15 protein-coding genes and 4 pseudogenes are annotated in these 16,306 nt (G+C 59.5%); 8 read left to right on the top strand and 11 right to left on the bottom strand.

Annotated elements, in window-relative coordinates; all coding sequences use genetic code 11:
• Window positions 1–910: 910 nt before the first annotated feature.
• Window positions 911–1,255: a hypothetical protein gene (locus HFK18_RS12945; RefSeq protein WP_180166542.1), complete on the bottom strand. Its 345-nt coding sequence runs from the start codon at window positions 1,253–1,255 to the stop codon at window positions 911–913.
• A 189-nt stretch (window positions 1,256–1,444) separates the two neighbouring features.
• Here HFK18_RS12945 and HFK18_RS12940 point away from each other — a divergent pair, with 189 nt between their 5' ends.
• Window positions 1,445–1,831 carry a helix-turn-helix transcriptional regulator gene (locus tag HFK18_RS12940; protein ID WP_180166541.1) on the top strand — a complete coding sequence of 129 codons (387 nt, stop codon included), beginning with the start codon at window positions 1,445–1,447 and terminating at the stop codon, window positions 1,829–1,831.
• A gap of 76 nt (window positions 1,832–1,907) precedes the next feature.
• Here HFK18_RS12940 and HFK18_RS12935 read toward each other — a convergent pair whose 3' ends face one another.
• From HFK18_RS12935 to HFK18_RS12925, 4 genes and pseudogenes are all read right to left on the bottom strand, one after another.
• A complete protein-coding gene (locus HFK18_RS12935; protein WP_180166667.1) occupies window positions 1,908–2,366 on the bottom strand; it encodes a JAB domain-containing protein in 459 nt (152 codons plus the stop codon).
• A 342-nt stretch (window positions 2,367–2,708) separates the two neighbouring features.
• On the bottom strand, window positions 2,709–2,831 hold the full coding sequence (locus tag HFK18_RS21850) for a hypothetical protein (protein WP_257216198.1): 123 nt from the start codon (window positions 2,829–2,831) through the stop codon (window positions 2,709–2,711).
• 278 nt (window positions 2,832–3,109) lie between these two features.
• Complete coding sequence (locus HFK18_RS12930) at window positions 3,110–3,649, bottom strand: H-NS histone family protein (protein ID WP_180166540.1); 540 nt, start codon at window positions 3,647–3,649, stop codon at window positions 3,110–3,112.
• A 36-nt stretch (window positions 3,650–3,685) separates the two neighbouring features.
• Window positions 3,686–4,003: pseudogene (locus tag HFK18_RS12925) on the bottom strand (transposase); the annotation flags it as partial.
• Between HFK18_RS12925 and HFK18_RS22030 the strand changes: the two are divergent.
• The 4 genes and pseudogenes from HFK18_RS22030 to HFK18_RS12905 form a co-directional block, all read left to right on the top strand.
• A pseudogene (locus tag HFK18_RS22030) lies at window positions 3,996–4,211 on the top strand (TraC family protein); the annotation flags it as partial. The pseudogenes HFK18_RS12925 and HFK18_RS22030 overlap by 8 nt on opposite strands.
• A 25-nt stretch (window positions 4,212–4,236) precedes the next feature.
• Window positions 4,237–4,417: pseudogene (locus HFK18_RS22025) on the top strand (hypothetical protein); the annotation flags it as partial.
• A gap of 401 nt (window positions 4,418–4,818) precedes the next feature.
• Entirely contained in the window at window positions 4,819–5,376 is a 558-nt protein-coding gene (locus HFK18_RS12910) for a TetR/AcrR family transcriptional regulator (protein WP_180166539.1), read from the top strand.
• A 59-nt stretch (window positions 5,377–5,435) separates the two neighbouring features.
• On the top strand, window positions 5,436–6,638 hold the full coding sequence (locus tag HFK18_RS12905; RefSeq protein ID WP_180166538.1) for an MFS transporter: 1,203 nt from the start codon (window positions 5,436–5,438) through the stop codon (window positions 6,636–6,638).
• 328 nt (window positions 6,639–6,966) lie between these two features.
• Here the strand turns inward: HFK18_RS12905 and HFK18_RS12900 are convergent.
• The 6 genes and pseudogenes from HFK18_RS12900 to HFK18_RS12875 all read right to left on the bottom strand — a co-directional run.
• Window positions 6,967–7,151, bottom strand: a pseudogene (locus tag HFK18_RS12900) (LysR family transcriptional regulator); the annotation flags it as partial.
• Window positions 7,152–7,176: 25 nt separating this feature from the next.
• Entirely contained in the window at window positions 7,177–7,503 is a 327-nt protein-coding gene (locus HFK18_RS12895; RefSeq protein WP_180166537.1) for an NIPSNAP family protein, read from the bottom strand.
• A complete protein-coding gene (locus tag HFK18_RS12890; protein WP_180166536.1) occupies window positions 7,500–8,498 on the bottom strand; it encodes a zinc-binding dehydrogenase in 999 nt (332 codons plus the stop codon). The genes HFK18_RS12895 and HFK18_RS12890 overlap by 4 nt, the downstream gene beginning before the upstream one ends.
• A 36-nt stretch (window positions 8,499–8,534) precedes the next feature.
• A complete protein-coding gene (locus HFK18_RS12885) occupies window positions 8,535–9,152 on the bottom strand; it encodes a nitroreductase family protein (protein ID WP_180166535.1) in 618 nt (205 codons plus the stop codon).
• Window positions 9,153–9,194: 42 nt separating this feature from the next.
• Complete coding sequence (locus HFK18_RS12880; RefSeq protein ID WP_180166534.1) at window positions 9,195–9,389, bottom strand: hypothetical protein; 195 nt, start codon at window positions 9,387–9,389, stop codon at window positions 9,195–9,197.
• A gap of 156 nt (window positions 9,390–9,545) precedes the next feature.
• Complete coding sequence (locus HFK18_RS12875) at window positions 9,546–10,079, bottom strand: DsbA family protein (protein ID WP_180166533.1); 534 nt, start codon at window positions 10,077–10,079, stop codon at window positions 9,546–9,548.
• 134 nt (window positions 10,080–10,213) lie between these two features.
• Between HFK18_RS12875 and HFK18_RS12870 the strand changes: the two genes are divergently transcribed.
• The 3 genes from HFK18_RS12870 to HFK18_RS12860 all read left to right on the top strand — a co-directional run bounded on the left by HFK18_RS12870 (window position 10,214) and on the right by HFK18_RS12860 (window position 16,304).
• Window positions 10,214–10,861 (top strand): TetR/AcrR family transcriptional regulator, encoded by a 648-nt coding sequence (locus HFK18_RS12870; protein ID WP_257216197.1) that lies wholly within the window; start codon window positions 10,214–10,216, stop codon window positions 10,859–10,861.
• A 2,042-nt stretch (window positions 10,862–12,903) separates the two neighbouring features.
• Window positions 12,904–15,009 (top strand): TerB N-terminal domain-containing protein, encoded by a 2,106-nt coding sequence (locus HFK18_RS12865; RefSeq protein ID WP_257216196.1) that lies wholly within the window; start codon window positions 12,904–12,906, stop codon window positions 15,007–15,009.
• Window positions 15,006–16,304 carry an ATP-binding protein gene (locus tag HFK18_RS12860; protein WP_180166531.1) on the top strand — a complete coding sequence of 433 codons (1,299 nt, stop codon included), beginning with the start codon at window positions 15,006–15,008 and terminating at the stop codon, window positions 16,302–16,304. Before HFK18_RS12865 ends, HFK18_RS12860 begins: the two co-directional genes overlap by 4 nt.
• The last annotated feature ends 2 nt before the right edge of the window (window positions 16,305–16,306 follow it).

Here is a 16,306-nt window from a genome sequence, read left to right as displayed (position 1 = left end):
CATGCAGTAGCCAACAAGCCAGCCCAGATGTCTTGAATGCAGGGGTCGTCAACCCAGGACGCTTCCTCAATGATCAGCCTTACAAGTGGAGAACTGCACTCGCCAGTAGGGGTGCCCCCCTGCTTCTCGAGTCACTCCTGGGTTTTCTGAACAATGGCGGCCAGGTTCTTCTAGCGGAAGTAGGCAACCCACGCAGGGCCAGTCCAATCTCCTCAGCGGCCGGCATGCAGATAGCTGAAACAATCTCAGCGATGCCATCTGCAAGCGACTTGGAGGCGTGCTCTGCTGCCGGTGCGACCGGCTTGATGCCAAGCTGATCAAGCGAAACGTCAACTGCGCCATCTTCCTTCTTGGGCATGGGGTCTTGCCCACCAGTGATGACCCCAATCTACGTCCTTGCCATATTCGCCGCATTGCCGACTTGCGGCGCCAGAGGGCACAGCGATGATCCAGTCCAAGCGGCTGGGTAAGCCGCCTGGCCGATATGCATCCAGCCCCCGTCTGGCTGACTCTCCGCCACGTCCGGCCAACCCAAGGCTGACTGGTACGTCTGCAATGTAAAAAAAGATGGCGGGCAACCTGGCAGGGGGCAACGCCCCCTGCCAGCCTCTCCTCTGCGTCAGGCCTTGGACTAGAACGGCAACGAATCGTCGCCGATCATCAACCCATCGAGTCGCGACGCGAGCCGCTCATAGAACCCCGCCTCTTTAATAAGCCGATAGGCCGCGCGCCGCCGACGAGAACGAGCTCGCCAACAGCCGCTCAAATCAGCTTCCAAGACACTAACCCTGGCCCATAACTCCGCAGCTCGCTCCCTAGCCCAGGCCGCCCGCTGCTCATCTATCGTTTTTTTTCATTTCTATTCCAATCATACGAAGCGCCCGGCCGATAGCTGGCCGTTCAAAGGCATTCAGGGTTGATCGTTAACGCTAGCGGCTTGGTCGGGGATGACTCCGATCTGCTTGGCCTTGATCTGGCCGGAGAGCATGGCGCTGGAGACCATGTAGGCGGTCGTCGCCAGAACGCCGATCCAAGCATTGATGGACCAGTTCCACATCAGCCAGGCGACGTGGAAGACCCAGAACAGGATCGGTGACCAGATACCGATTGCCTTCTGCAGCTTGACCCGGTTGACCACCACGTTGTTCTGGAAATGCGGCAGCGGTAGCCGGTTGTTCCTCAGACTCAGGTATGCCCTGATCGTCAGAGGGATTAGGAAAAAAGTCATCAGCAGGTTGTAGAGAATGACGCCCATGGTGTGTTGCTCCTTGTTAATTGAATTGCCCGTTTGACTGATTCCCGCTGCTAGCGACACGTAACCCGCTGCGAACGGTCATTTGATTGGCCCTGAGGTTGCAACAAACTTACGTGCGACGTAGAGTCTACCCCGTGCGTAGAAGTGGCGTCATCCTGTTGGCATGCGGCCGAAGCCCTCCAACCGTTCATGAACAGCCATACGCCCGTTCCTCGCGGCGTGGTTGCTGCACGCTTGCGACAAGCCCGTGCTTTACGGGGGCTTAGTCAACGTGAAGTTGGAGTTCGCATGGGGCTGGATAAAGACACAGCGTCGGCACGTATAAGCCGATATGAAAGCGAATCAATGGCCGTCAGCCTTGATTCGCTTTTCGTGCTGGCAGCTGCCCTTGAGGTCCCACCCGCCTACCTTGTTGCAGGCAGCTCAGCGATGGCTGATGCGATCTTGTGCCTGGGAACACTCGGCGAGAAGCAGCAGGCAGAGCTAGCTATGGCACTTGCTTCTTTGGCCAAGCTACCCCCGGATAGGCGCCAGGAGTTCATAGACAAAATTGAGACCTCCGGGCCCGCCCTCTAACAGCCGGGCCACGCTTACTGCGGGTCCACCGCACCAAGTTTTCTTGACAGGTATCAATGAAGCGGCGGCCGCTTCGTTAGAGCATTCCCCGCGCGGCCAGCGATAGCGCCTGGTCTGCCGTCACAACGAAGTGATCCAGCAGCCTCACATCGACCAAGCCCAGAGCCTCTTTGAGGCGGGCCGTAATCGCTCTGTCCGCCGCGGAAGGATCAGGGTTCCCGCTGGGGTGATTGTGGGCCAGGATCACAGCCCCTGAGTTCAGGGCCAATGCTCGTTGAAGCACAATCCTTGGATACACGTTCGTACCATCGATTGTTCCTGAGAACAGCCGTTCCACCGCCAGAAGCCGGTGTTGTGCGTCGAGAAACGCCACCTCAAAGTGCTCTCGTGTCTCATGAGCTAGTCGAAGGCGGAAGAATGCACCACAGGTGGCGACGTCACTCATAGCTTGCCCTGGCTTACAAGCTCGGCGCTGCAGTATTCGCAGTGCTCGAGCGATCGCCCTGTCATCTCGAAGCTGCAAGGCCGCCTCCATCGCAGCGCATTGGCTACGGTCTAGTGGATCTACTCGAGCGTGCGTTCGCATCATGATCGACCTCCTGTCTTGCTGCCAGTGGCAATGCCCGCACGGGTAACGCTCTTTGACAGAGCCCTACGCGGCATCTTTACTTTTCCACTTCCACCTCCTCGATCGGCAGTTGTCGGGGAGTTACAGCGCCCAAGTCTCCTGCCTATGGTTGCCAACCAGAGGACTCGTATGCGCTTGGCGATGCTTTCAAATGAGTTATCCATCTTCGTTTCCTTCGTAGTGGACAGCAGAAACGCACAAGGCCCGGACTAGCCGGGCCTTGTGCGCTCTGTGTGTCGTCAACTGGGATCAGGGATCCATGAAGCTGCAGTTGATGCAGTTGTTTGGGGCGGTGCACTTCACCACCCCCGCCAGTACTGCCGTGGCGACCACCATCACGCAGTAGATCAATTCGATCTTGCTGTTCGTCATCGCGTGTACTTTCCTAGGGCTGCCAGCGGAGCCCTATCCGCAAGGACTCTTGGTAGCGTCCTCACTGTGGTAATACAGGTTTGAAATTTCTTTGGATCGAGCTTTTTGCACACAGAAGGCAAAGTCGGTCTCCACAGGCACCAACTTTGGCAGGGCAGTCCAGAAGGAGATGCCAATCCTTCCTGGATTAGTCAATCCAACTGAGATCTAAGACGCACGGGCAGCACTTCGCTGCAACCGTGGCCGAAGCCTGAACACTCTTGTCCGCGGCTTTCCCCTCAGCCCTTCTTCGCTTTGCGAACAGGTTTCCGAGCGATCTTCTTGGCAACTTTCTTGGCAGGAGCTTTGACTGCCTTGGCCCCGACCTTGCGCGCCTTCTTGAGCACGGCCCTCCCTACCTCGACGGGCGACTTGGCCGAACTCGCAGGCGGATACTTCTCACCCAAGTTCGCAGCACCCCAGGCCTTGCCTTCTGCGGACTTGCTCCAGGCAACGAATACCTTCGGCGCCAGTCCCCGCCCAGTCCACGTCTCGCCGGTAGGGAGTCGGTACTTAGGCGCCACCTTGCCCAAGGAGCGTCCCTTGGCTGAGGACGTTGCAGGTTTCGCAACCCGCGCCGGCGAATCCAGATCGGCCCCACCAATGCCTCCGACAATCTTGGCAATCTGGCGACGCTGAACAGGGGTCAGAACCTTAGAGTACTTCTGGAGGACAGCGATTGCCTGTGGCACCTCTCCGTCACGCTTTTCCACGAGCTTCTTCTGCGCCTCGAGCTGTTTGATTTCAGCATCGAGTGATTTAAGTGTGGTCAGAGCCACAGGCTTACTCCAATGAAAGGGGCGGCAAGCGTATATCTACCGCCACGATAAAGCCAATTGCGAAAGGCAGGAAAGAATGAATCTCAGGCCGTGGGCACCGGTCTTCAGGAAGAAATATTCCTGATCCTGGATTCCGTAGGCGCGGCGCTTGATGACCTTGATCGTGTTGTTGATGCCTTCGACGATGCTGGTATTGAGCGATTGCCGGCAATGAGACAGGATCCCGTGCAGATGGACTGTGAGGCGTTGTGCGAACAGGCGCAAAGCGGCGATACCGCTGCCTTGGGCTTGTTCGAGCCGACGCCCCCCTGCCTGCTGTGCCCAGGCAGGGCGGCGGTAGAACCACACCCGCCTGCCGTGGCCGGATCAGACGCGGTGTACCCGGCTGGTGGTGTACCGGCGCGCCGGCCAGTCGTCAGTCCGGCGAGACAGGTCGCTCGAACAGCCCTTGACCGTGGTCTGCGACCGTCTTGTCGGCGGGCTCGCCAACGCCGGCGTCAAGGCCCACCGCCTCCATGCGGCGTACTTCCATGAATGGTTGTCGCGCTCGGTCAATCCGCACGGTGCGTGGGCTGCCGGTAGAGGCCGTGTGCAGCATGAAGGAGAACCTGGGGGTTCGCTTTCCTCTACAACGGCCTTGGCATTCCGGTCGCTGCCGGGGTGCTGTACCCGTTCACCGGCTTGCTGCTGTCGCCGATGTTCGCCGCGCTCGCGATGAGCCTGAGTTCGGCCTCGGTGGTCGGCAATGCGTTGCGGCTGCGGGCAGCCGGATTTGATGCCAAGGCAATGGAGCCAGCGTCCGCACAGCCGCACGAAGCCTATCGACATTTCGCTGGTGTAGCTGCAAGTTCGATTTGCTGTCTGCGACAGCCGCCCATGGGCGGCGTACAAGACCTCGACAAACCGCTGGCCAGCGAGCTCCCAGAATCTCCGTCATTCCAGATGGATGCGAAGAGGCGTTCTTTCCTTGATTTCCACCTGGAACTTCACCGCGCCTCCGTCATCGGCGAGGATTCGCAGCATGTCCTTCCCTTCGACCCTATAGGCAGATCATGTTGCGGCGTGTTGACATAGGAAACGTTCGCTTCCATACTGAGCCAATGAAGAAAACGACCACGTCGCAATCCTTATCGAGATCTGGCCAACGCGGGCGCCCGCGCGAGTTCGATATGGACGAGGCTTTGGACAAAGCAATCCCGGTCCTCTGCAAGCGTGGCTTCCATGGAGCGTCTATCTCCGACTTGGCTGATGGCATGCAATTGACTGTAGGCAGCATCTACAAAGCCTTCAAAGACAAGCGGGGTGTTTTTCTTGCGGCCTTGGATCGACAGTCTTCACTTCGCAACTCCGAACTTCGGCAAGCGGTGAATGCGGCGAGGTCTGGACGAGACAGCGTGCGTGCGGCGTTGCAGTTCTATGTAGGGCTGTCACATGGCGCTGAAGGGGCGCAAGGCTGTCTCATGGTCAGCACCGCGGTAGATCTGGCCACTTTCGATGCCGAAATCGCGGAGCGTGCCCGCGACTCGTTCCGGCGCCGGGAAACTTTCATTGCCGAACTGATCAGACAGGGTCAGGTGGATGGATCGATCCCGCGCAGTGTTGATGGCGAAGGCACTGCACGATTGATGCTTTGTTTACTTCAGGGGCTTCGTGTAGTAGGAAAAACGGGCAGAACCCGCAATGAAATGATGGCCGTCGTCGACGCTGCGATGAAAACGTTGGACTAATTTTTTGCCTATTTCGGAAACGTATATTTCCTTTTTATTCTTTCATGATCGGGTATCCCATGTCGAATGAAACGATCCCCAGCGATGTGCCATCAGTGGAGCACCGCTTGTCATCCTGGCTGACCTTCTTGCTTGCCGGTGCTTGCGGCCTAATTGCCGCCAACGTTTACTATGCGCAACCTTTGATCGGGATGATCAGTTCAGATCTTGGGCTTTCGCCTCAAGCTGCAGGGTTGATCATTACCTTGACACAGTTAGGCTACGCAGCAGGTCTGGTACTAATCGTCCCACTCGCGGACTTGATCGAAAACCGCCGTCTGGCGGTGGGAATGATCGGTGTCGGTGTCATCGCACTTATGGGTGCGGCAATGGCAACTCATGCCCAAACATTCCTGATCGCCTCACTATTCATGGGCTTTGGTTCGGTTTCAGTCCAGATACTAGTGCCCTATGCCGCACACCTTGCTCCTGAGGCCGTTCGAGGCCGTACAGTGGGCAACGTCATGAGCGGCTTAATGCTCGGCATCATGCTTGCACGACCGGTTGCTAGTGTGATGGCTGACTATGGCTCCTGGCATACGGTTTTCGTTTTCTCGTCAGTTGCCATGGCTCTGCTCGCCGTTCTCCTACGCGTCGCGCTGCCAGTACGTCAGCCTCACGGAAAATTGGGCTACAGACGTTTACTAGCCTCGATGGCGACACTTCTCCGAACCACACCGGTCTTGCAACGACGAGCCATTTACCAGTCCTTCCAATTCGGTGCATTCACGCTGTTCTGGACAGTAATCCCTTTGTTGCTGACAGGGCCGATTTTTCGCTTGTCGCAAACCGGCGTCGCTCTTTTTGCACTTGCAGGGGTGGCTGGTGCTGTCGCGGCACCGATCGCAGGTAGGTTAGCGGACCGGGGATGGACCGACCGGGCCACCGGGCTGGGCATACTCGCTGTCGCTGGAGCGTTTCTGATCACTCATATCGCCGAGCCTGGGTCAACGCTCGCACTGGCTCTACTAGTCGCAGCCGCCATTCTTTTAGACTTTGGTGTCACAGCCACTTTGGTACTCGGACAGCGAGAGATTTTCGCAGTTGGAGGAGAGGTACGCGGACGGCTCAATGGGATCTACATGACAACTTGGTACATCGGTGGTGCGATTGGTTCCGCAATCGGAGGATGGTCCTACGCGCAAGGCGGTTGGGTATTAGCGTCCTGCATTGGACTGGCCCTTCCTATCGCCGGACTCCTGTACTACGCGACGGAGAAATAATGGCCGAGGCGTCGCATCGGCGCTTCTTTGGAAACGGCATCGATGCGGATCACCGATGCCAGTTACGCAAGTAGGGTGCGCAAGCCGCTGAGGCTGAGCCCGGCCAAAGACGGCGAGAATCATGCTAGGGCGTTGGAGCTCAATGCAGATGCCGCTTTCCACGGCCGGGCCGCCAGTGCCAGAGGAATGAAGGTCGGCGCGGAAGTGGCGGCGCTTCGTGCGGTTAACCTACCGGCGGCAATACTGGAGGGTTGTGCTGGGCATTGATGAACCACTTGCGCAGCGTGCTCGCTTTGAGGCTGTTCGCCAGCGCGACCGCCGCGACGGACTTGCCCGTACGGGTCAGCCGAGTGATGCGTATGGTGCACGCGAATAGCACCAGGCTCGGTTCTTCCTCCAGTTCCTTGATGGCACGAGATAGCGTGATTGCCCGATGTGCAGCCGCTCGGCGGCCCGGGCGAAATGCAGTTCTTCGGCTACGGCCAGCAAACAACGAAGGTGGCGGAGTTCCATTTCCTTGCCTCGTGTCAATCTGCCTTCAGGGCAACGCTGAAAATTCAGTGGGTTTCAGGAAGGAGTTGCTGACGTTCGCCAACAGCGGGCCTGCTTGTTCACTGGCGGCGTAGGCTGCGATCCATGTCGGATCGCGCATGAATGCCTCCCATTTCGCCTCCTGTTCGGCCAGCGACTCCCATGCAAGCATGTACGTCAGGTCGAACATGGACTCATCCACCAGTGTTGTCCAAAAGCCGACTTGGCGAATGGCATGCTTTTCCCAGAGCGGCAACACATGCTCGATAAACCGTCGCAGCAAATCGGTCATGCGGCCCGGATTAGCTCGATAGATGCGCAACTCGTAGATCATTGCGGCGCCCCTGGCATGCGCACGACGATCTTGCCGACGGCCTGGTTGCTTTCCATGAGCGCATGCGCCTTCGCAAGATCGTTGAAATCGAAGGTGTGGGCGAGGGTCGAAGGAATGGCGTCTTTCGCCCGCAGTTCAGCCAACCCCGCCAGCGGTGCATCAGTGAGCGGCAGCGCAGACGTGCCCAGCATCTGCGTCTTGAAAAATCTCAGTCCCACGGCCTCGGGCAAGTCCGCCAGTAAGTCCAGCTGCTCGATCACACGCCCACCCAACAGGCCCACCACGACCACTTCGCCAAACGAACGCACGGCGTGCAGGCTGTCGCGCACCGTCGAGGCGCCGACGACTTCCAGCACGGCATCGGCTCCTTTCGGCCAATGCTCGCGGACCTGGGCAGCCACCGCCCCGTTATCAACGAGCACCGCATCGGCACCCAGTGAAAGCAGCCGTTCGCGCTGTGCCTCGCGGCGGGTGGTCGCCATCACCTGAGCGCCCATCTGCTTGGCCAAGACGATGGCAGCTTGCCCGACCGATGCGGTAGCTCCGCGCACCAGCAGCCGCTGGCCGGACTGCAACTTCATGGCGGGAACCAACGCGCCCCAGACGGTGAGAAAGGCTTCGGGCAATGCTGCCAACTCTTCCCACGGCAAGTCCGTATCGCCCAGGGCAACGACATTTTCGCGCCGCGCCACAACCTGCTCAGCATAGCTGCCGCTGTGTTCCGTCCCCATGCCGCCCATTGCGGTCGCCACCCGCTGGCCGGGCTGGAAGGTGCCGGATGCATCTTCGATGACCTCGCCCACGGCCTCGATGCCCAGCACCGTAGACGCAGTGATGGGGCCATAGGCGCCAGCACGAATATCGGCCTCCAACCGATTGATGCCGAATGCGCACACGCGAACGCTTACCTCGCCCTCGCGTGGTACCGGGTCGGCAACCTCTCGCAGTTGCAGGACTTCCGGGGGGCCAGATTCATCAATGACGTAAGCCTTCATGAGTTCAATCCTTCGAGGTTTGCGGCGGGCACTCGGTCAGGCGAAGTCCAGCACTTCGGCTACTGGACGACGCGGCTTCTGTGGCCAGTTCTCGGGCAGGGCTTTCCCTACGGACAACAGCATGACCGGCACTTCGTCCTCGGAGAGTGCGAACTCGCGGGCCACCGCTTCAGCGTCGAAGCCGATCATCGGTGTCGAGCCCAGGCCCAAAGCATGGGCCGCATAGATCAGTGCGGTTGCACCGATGGCGCCGGTGCGTACTGCCTCGTCGCGTTGGCGCTGCGGTTGCTCGAAATACAGGCCGCGTGCGGCACCTTCCCATCCCGGCACCATCTGTGCCGGCATGATGCCCACTTCCACCGCGGGCGCCAGGCGCTGCGACATTACGCTGTGGTCGGCCAACTGGCCGCAGACGATGAAGGTGACAGCGGCATCGGTGATCTTGGGCTGATCCCACGCGATCGCCCGCAGTCGTGCCTTGGCTTCGGGAGTACGCACGGCGATGAAGCGCCAATTTTGCAAGTTGAAGGATGTCGGCGCGGTGGTCGCGATCCGCACCAGCTCGCGGACTTGCTCGTCACTCAATGTAACCGAGGAGTCATACAGACTGGTGGTCGTGCGGCTCGCGATAGATTCGATGATGGTGTTGGTCATGGTCATTCCTATAGTTGAAGAGGTAGGTTGAAGCGCTTCGCTCTATGCAGAGTCGTTTCCATTCAAGATGTCGGGTGAAAATTGCTCCGCGGCTCCTGGTGACTGCTCTACGGATGAGCTTTCAGCAGTTGGCTCGCTGTACTCGGGCAAGCCCGGATTGCTGCAAGCGCCGTCGGAACAGAGCGGCACCAAGGGCTCGCCCACGGTGAACCAGGCAGGTGCTTGGGCCTTGCTCATGTCGCCGATCCTTCCAGGACTGCCATGGCCTTCTCGACCAGTGCCCGACGGATCGCCTGCTCAAAGGCGACTGGCCGCTGCGCGCCAGTCGTGGCATAGCGCCCGTTGAACACCATCGTGGGCACGGCGCTGACGCATGCATCGCGCTAATTCCGTTCATCGTCCCGTACGTCCTGCGCGCCATATGTCCTGCGCGTAGGCGTCGCTGGCAAGGACATTGCGAGCCTCTGCCGCATTCAACCCGATCGGCTCGGCAAGCCGCACCAGGAGCGTCTGGTCGCTCGGGTCGCCTTCATCGGTGAAGTGGGCAATGAACAGCGCCTGCTTGAGCTCCTTCTGCCGACCATGCAACCCTGCCCGGTGCAGCAGCCGGCGGGAATCAAAGGTGCTGTAGATGCGGATTCTCTCGCCCAGTCGGAAGCCGATGCCAACCGACTCGCCGCTGCGGCGGATGTGGGCCAGCGTCTCCAGGGTGCGCTGGCGCGCCCAGCCATCGTTCTCTTGCAGGTGCTCGACCAAGTTCCGGCCGCCGGCTGGCGTCTGCGGATTTAACTCGAGCCGCCGGAAGCGAATCTCGACTTCGACACCGTCGCCCATCCCATTGAGGACCTGCTCCAAGTTGCGCAAGCCAACGTCGCACCAGATGCGGGAAACGTCGGAGACGAACTCGATCTGCAATCTTTGGAACATGAGAGAACTCCTGCCTGGATGCCTCGTGCCTGTAGGCATTGTTCAGCCGTGGCCTGCGCCATCCAGATATGTACCGAATGGTACACATATAGAGCACGAAAGCGCACTCGTCAACGAGTTTTATAGCGAGTAGTATGTATGTAGAAGAAGAGGAGTCTGATATGGCGCAGATGGGCCGCCCGCGTACCTTTGATCGTGATGAAGCCGTCCAGCAGGCCATGCACCTATTCTGGGAGCACGGCTACGACTCGACATCCGTGTCGCTGCTCAAGGCGAACATCGGCGGCGGCATCACCGCGCCCAGCTTCTATGCCGCCTTTGGCTCCAAGGAGGGCCTGTTCCGGGAGGTGGTAGATCGCTACGTCGCCACGCACGGCAAAGTCAACGCCAGCTTGTGGGATGAGAGCCTACCGCCGCGCGAGGCCATCGAACTGTCCCTGCGTCGCTCAGCAAAAATGCAAACTGAACGAAGCCACCCGAAGGGCTGCTTACTGGTGCTGTCTGCCACCGCCTGCTCTCCTGAACATGAACATGTACAGAAGTTGCTAGCCAAACAGCGCGCGCATACTCGTGATGGAATCCTTAAGCGCGTCCAAGAGGCAGTTAGTGCAATTGAGCTACCTGTCGATACCGAAGTGCGAGCCTATGCCGCGAGCTTGTACGGGTTTCTGCTAGGACTTTCAGTGATGGCACGAGACGGCGTGCCCGGTGCTGTGCTGGATGCAGCGGTAACGGAAACCATGCTTGGTTGGGATAATCGCGCAGCAGCATCGGAAGTATGAAAGTCAGCAACCGTTTCTGATCCGCGCCGCTGGCTGGCCCTAGTAGTTCTGCTAGCTGAGACGCTGCTTCCGCCACTCGATTTCTTCATCGTCAATGTGGGGGCTACCGGAGATGCCAGAATCAATGGAGCAATGGCGGAGCAGCAGGATCACCACACCGATGCTCGGTCCGAAGCCAAAGCTGGGAAGACGGCCTGGCCTGCATTGAGTATGAAGAGGCCCCGCAACTGCGGGGCCTCTCGCTTTATGGACTCGGCGGGACCGACGGACGCGATGCCGGACCAGGCCGAGGTACCTCCTGAACTCTGCCCCCGATGGCGCGACGAATGCGGGCGGCTCACCGCAGGACTGAGCCAACTCCGACGCTTGTTGAAGAATGTTCCTTTCGGCGGCGTCCAGCACCTGCTGAGTCGCGCTCTCTTGGGCCTTAGCCAACTCGCTTGACCGCATCTCGAGCGCAGCCAGGCGCCTCCGTCGGCGTTTGGCCCATTCCTAGGGCGACCACCGGCTCCCTTCTCGTGGGTGGTCCGCATTGAAGCCCTCCCACTGCTGCTGCGCCATGTGGTGAAGCCGCTCTGCTCGTCGAACCGCGCTCTCCCTCCGCCTCTTCTCAGCAACGCCTGCTTGAGCGTCCCGATCATGACTGCAACAGATGCGACCAAGAGCGTGCCTGAGCTGTGTCACCAAAGCGGACAACGTGACGGCACACACCCGCAAGCCACTCCCGAACAACGCCCAAAGCCAAGTCCGCGCGGGCTTGGGTAATCTCCCAGAGGCTCTCAGTGCGACATCAATCCACTCGAGGCTGTTCCATTGCTTTGGCGGCCGCTCCGGCTCCAACACGCCATCTTAAATGGGGGGGGGCTGGCGGATGCCCATCACTACCTCAATCTTGAGATCGCCGACCACGAGAAACAGCGCTGCAGATTGCTGCTTGGCTCGCTCAGCGAGAGCAGCCCGGTGATCGTGTGTGAGAGGCAGTCCAATGCCACGTGGGACCATACGGCTTCTTGTCTGCATACAGCGGCTGGCCGTATCAATCTCGACCTCCCTCTAGCGATACTATGTGCTTCAAGGAAGCGCCGTAGGCAGAGGGTCACATGGCGAGAAGGAAGCAATCCGCCGCGGGCTGGATCGTCGGTGTCTTGGTCGTTATTTGGCTGATTCCAAAAGAGATTTTGATCGGCCTCGGCATCGCCACGCTCATAGGATTAGTCCTGTGGATCTGGCTCAGATGGCGGACTGAGAAGAAGGAAGCGCCAGCCATAGCACCGCTATCAGAGCCCACGCTAGCAGAGCTGATCCAGTCTTCGGCGCTCAAGGCGGTGCCCAAGGTGCCCATCAGGCGGCCGACATCCATTCGCGACGAGGCAGCTATTGCTCCTGTAGGGTCATCTAAGGGTTCTGGCCTGCCGGCCCTCCACTCTGCCGGCTTGGGTGGATCAGTATCCCAAGTGCCCGGACCGGTTTCTCACAGGTCGGCGGCCGGCGGCCCAAGCACAATTGAAATGGCCCTTTCGCCTCCAGACGCGGGGACGTCCCCGGGGGTTCTCACCAGTGCCGCCCTTGCTATGGCCGATGAGCACGACCTAGGCCCGGACTTTTCGGTCTCACAGCTAGAGCCAAGCAACCTGAACCTGGAGACCTCCACTCATTCCGCCCCCCGTAAGAAAGCTGGAAATCTGGCAGAGGCAATGAAGGCCGTAGCCGAACGCTCTGCTGCAGGAAAGGCTGCCCAGACCTTTACGGAACAGGTGCAGGTCCAAATTCCCGGAGCAGCAGACGTAGCTCAAAGGCTCGCAGCAGCTTTGACGGCCCATGGGGCCCAGGCGACTGGCGCAAGCCGGCCCGGGAACTTGAAGGAAGTGAAAGCGCGTATTGCCGAGCACGGAGCTTCCTACACGGACCCCACCCAAGTTGAGACGGAACTGAGGACCAGCGCTGACGATGATCGCGGACCGTCTCAAGGTCAGCAGGCGCCGCCTGCCATACCCAGAGCTGTCCCTCCACCATTGCCGTCAGCAACGGGGCCCGCTACCGGAATGGAAGAACTGCATCGCGTCGTCATCGCTTCTGACACTCCCTTAAAGGAGTTCACCGTCCCTCTCCCGCCCGAAGGCTGGGCGAAGACCCGATGGCTAGGCGCCGATGAGACGGTCGAGATCGGGGGCGTAGCCATTCGAGGCGGCCTCTTCTACACGGGCGTCAAGCTCGACTCCCCCAATGGCGACACCGAGCCCAGCCTTGTCAACAGCGTCTTGGCCGTCGCTCCATATGGCGATTACAGAGGCTCCACCAACTACTGGCTCGCCTACGCTCAGCTGTCACCAAGCGAGCGGCGGGCCTACCTGACTTGGCTGGCATCGGACCGAACCGACAGTAATTGCTCAATCAGCTACGTCCGTCTCTACTTCTTCGGCCTGGAGCGCCGCGTCCTGCTTGATTCGGTGACCGACCCAGAATCGAGAAAGGACTGGCCTGCTATCAAGCAGGCCCTCCGAAAGCTGGGCTCCGCCTATGGGGAGATCTACGGTCCTATCCGTGGATACACCAACAGCCTGCTGGACTGGATGGAGCTGGATTCGGTCGAAGAGAAGCTCTACTCAAAGCCAATTCCTCCGTTTGATCGCTCCTACGAACTTCCCTTCTACGTCCGCTTGGCGCTGGGCCAGTGTTCGCTTGACCGGGCGCCCGTTCCTGCTCCACTGGCTCTGGCCTGGATTCGGCTAAACCCGGAGGTTTCGCTGCGAACCGCGGCAGTCCGGTGCGCCGATGAGTTCGATCGCCTGTTTGTAGAGCGCTATCACGAGCTGTTTGGCAGCGGCATGGTGCTTCCCAAGAACCGCACCAAGCTGAAGTTCGCACGACAACCAGCTTCGCCCGCCCTGTATGGCGCTTCCCTCAAGCCCAAGACGTTCGGAGACGTTCCTGACGTCACGGCCCTTCGTGCCCCACTGAAGGGCCTACTCGAGCTCGTTCAGCAGTGTACCGACGAGCTCGGCCCCTACAGCCGATTGGTTGGCAGATCTTCCGACTCAAAGGATTCGCTGGAAGCGCTGCTTTTGCTGCCGCCCACCATTTGGCCTGAGAGCCAAAGGAACATCCTCCGTTCAATTGCAGAGGACGTCCAAGCAGGCAACATGACGATCCAGTTGACAGAGCTAAGCGCTCGGTTGGGCCCAAGCCTCGGCCCTCTTGGCAGGGAAAGGGTTCGCGATCTCGCCCGGGTATTGGAAAGCGTGAATGTCGGGATGGAGCCAAATGTCTTGGAAGGAGCACGTGCCCCGTCTGAAGCCGATCCGATCGTGATCTTTGCGCTCCTACCAGGTCAGTCGCACAAAACAGATGCCGCGGCGTATCAAACAGCCATCCTTACCTTGCAGCTCGCCTCGGCGGTCGCCCAGTCGGACGGTTCCTTCAGCGCACAAGAGCTGGCGCACCTCTCCCTAGAGATTGACGGCTGGTCACACCTTAGCGTGGCAGACCACGGGCGACTGCGTGCTCACCTGGACTTGCTTGCGGCGTCTCCCATTGCCCTGCCATCACTGCGGAAAAAGCTCGATCCGCTGGACAGTGCCACCAAAGAGGCCATTGCGGCTTCCATGGCCACTCTTGCCCAAGTGGACGGAATGGTGTCGCCGGAGGAGGTGCGCTTTCTGGAGAAGGTCTACAAGGCCCTGGGTGTCGAACCCAAGCGGGTCTTCAGCGACATCCATGCGCCGAGATCGGCCAAAACCCAGCCCCAGTCCACTCAGTCCGCAGCGTTCCAGCTGGATCCAGAGCGCATAGCCGCGCTGCAGCGCGACACGGCTAAGGTGTCCGCCCTCCTTGCGAACATCTTCACGGAGGACGAGCCGAACTCCAGCCACGAAGATGCTCTTTCTTCATCTGTGGAGGAAAAGCCTGTGGTCAGCAACGGCCTACTGGGCCTGGATGAGTGCCACAGCGCATTGCTCCGATTGATGCTGTCTCGCCCGAGCTGGACGCGTGCAGAGCTCGAGGACGGTGCGGCAGACCTTGAGTTGATGCTGGATGGTGCGCTGGAGCAGATTAATGATGCTTCCTTCGACGCCTACGACATTCCCTTCTCCGACGGGGACGATCCGTTGGAGGTCAATCCCGAGTTCTTTGAGAAGATCGAGCAATGAGTAGCCTTATTAGAACCAAAGACCGCGACGCGGTAGTCCAGTCTCTTCGCGCAGGCGTTGTCCCCCGCGCAGGACAGCACCTGATTCAAGTTGGCCGCGCCCGCGAGGTCGAGACCCTGGTCGGCGACATCGACCGGCTCGCCGATGGTGGGTCTTCCTTCCGCTTGGTGATCGGAGAGTACGGCTCCGGCAAGACGTTCTTCCTCAACCTGGTTCGCGCCATTGCCATGGAGCGAAAGCTCGTCGTAACCAGCGCGGACCTGAACCCGGATCGCAGGCTTCACGCATCAGGAGGGCAAGCACGTTCGCTGTATGCGGAACTGATGCGGAATCTGGCGACTCGAACCAAGCCCGAAGGCGGTGCATTGCCCGCAGTGGTTGAGAAGTTCATTGCTACCGCAAAGTCCGAATCCAAGGCAAAAGACGTCCCTACCGAACAAGTCATCCGCGCCAAGCTGGAACAACTGACGGAGCTGGTCAACGGCTACGATTTTGCGGATGTCATTGCGGCTTACTGGCGAGGGTTCGAGGAAGGCAATGAACAGCTAAAATCCGATGCCATCCGGTGGCTTCGTGGTGAGTTCACGACCCGTACGGATGCCAAGGCCGCGCTCGGCGTGCGCACAATCGTTGACGACGCGTCCGTCTATGACCAGCTCAAGCTCATGGGCAGGTTCATCCACCTCGCCGGCTATAGCGGGCTGCTCGTATGCCTGGATGAGCTGGTCAACCTTTACAAGCTGGCCAACGCTCAGGCACGAAACTCCAACTACGAGCAGCTCCTGCGCATGCTCAACGACTCGCTCCAGGGAACGGCGGTTGGTTTGGGCTTCGTTCTTGGCGGGACACCCGATTTCCTTATGGACACCCGCCGCGGCGTCTACAGCTACCAAGCACTGCAAAGCCGACTCGCACAGAACACCTTTGCCACAAACGGCTTGGTGGACTTCAGCGGACCTGTGGTCCGCCTCTCCAGCCTTACTGCAGAAGACTTCTACGTTCTATTGACCAAGATCTGCCATGTCTATGCCGGCGGCGACCAAGCCAAGTATCTCCTTCCTGACGAGGCCGTACATCAGTTCATGGAGCATTGCGCCAACCGCATCGGCGACAGCTTCTTCCGCACCCCTCGGACCACCATCACCGCCTTCATCAATCTGCTTGCAGTGCTTGAGCAAAATCCTGGCACCGACTGGCAGTCCTTGATCGGCGCTGTCGAGGTCAAGCCTGACCTTGGCGGCCAGGGCGACCTTGATGTAGTCGAAGATGACGAACTGACCTCTTTCAAGCTGTGAAC

The organism is Stenotrophomonas sp. SbOxS2 (assembly GCF_013416715.1).
Taxonomy (GTDB): domain Bacteria; phylum Pseudomonadota; class Gammaproteobacteria; order Xanthomonadales; family Xanthomonadaceae; genus Stenotrophomonas; species Stenotrophomonas lactitubi.
This window is presented reverse-complemented; position numbering and strand designations above follow the sequence as displayed.

Coding starts and splice junctions, on each gene's coding strand:
- HFK18_RS21850 (WP_257216198.1), bottom strand. CDS start 2,831: ATGACGAACAGCAAGATCGAATTGATCTACTGCGTGATGGTGGTCGCC.
- HFK18_RS12890 (WP_180166536.1), bottom strand. CDS start 8,498: ATGAAGGCTTACGTCATTGATGAATCTGGCCCCCCGGAAGTCCTGCAA.
- HFK18_RS12910 (WP_180166539.1), top strand. CDS start 4,819: ATGGACGAGGCTTTGGACAAAGCAATCCCGGTCCTCTGCAAGCGTGGC.
- HFK18_RS12885 (WP_180166535.1), bottom strand. CDS start 9,152: ATGACCAACACCATCATCGAATCTATCGCGAGCCGCACGACCACCAGT.
- HFK18_RS12945 (WP_180166542.1), bottom strand. CDS start 1,255: ATGGGCGTCATTCTCTACAACCTGCTGATGACTTTTTTCCTAATCCCT.
- HFK18_RS12935 (WP_180166667.1), bottom strand. CDS start 2,366: ATGGAGGCGGCCTTGCAGCTTCGAGATGACAGGGCGATCGCTCGAGCA.
- HFK18_RS12880 (WP_180166534.1), bottom strand. CDS start 9,389: ATGAGCAAGGCCCAAGCACCTGCCTGGTTCACCGTGGGCGAGCCCTTG.
- HFK18_RS12870 (WP_257216197.1), top strand. CDS start 10,214: ATGTATGTAGAAGAAGAGGAGTCTGATATGGCGCAGATGGGCCGCCCG.
- HFK18_RS12895 (WP_180166537.1), bottom strand. CDS start 7,503: ATGATCTACGAGTTGCGCATCTATCGAGCTAATCCGGGCCGCATGACC.
- HFK18_RS12940 (WP_180166541.1), top strand. CDS start 1,445: ATGAACAGCCATACGCCCGTTCCTCGCGGCGTGGTTGCTGCACGCTTG.
- HFK18_RS12865 (WP_257216196.1), top strand. CDS start 12,904: ATGGAAGAACTGCATCGCGTCGTCATCGCTTCTGACACTCCCTTAAAG.
- HFK18_RS12860 (WP_180166531.1), top strand. CDS start 15,006: ATGAGTAGCCTTATTAGAACCAAAGACCGCGACGCGGTAGTCCAGTCT.
- HFK18_RS12875 (WP_180166533.1), bottom strand. CDS start 10,079: ATGTTCCAAAGATTGCAGATCGAGTTCGTCTCCGACGTTTCCCGCATC.
- HFK18_RS12905 (WP_180166538.1), top strand. CDS start 5,436: ATGTCGAATGAAACGATCCCCAGCGATGTGCCATCAGTGGAGCACCGC.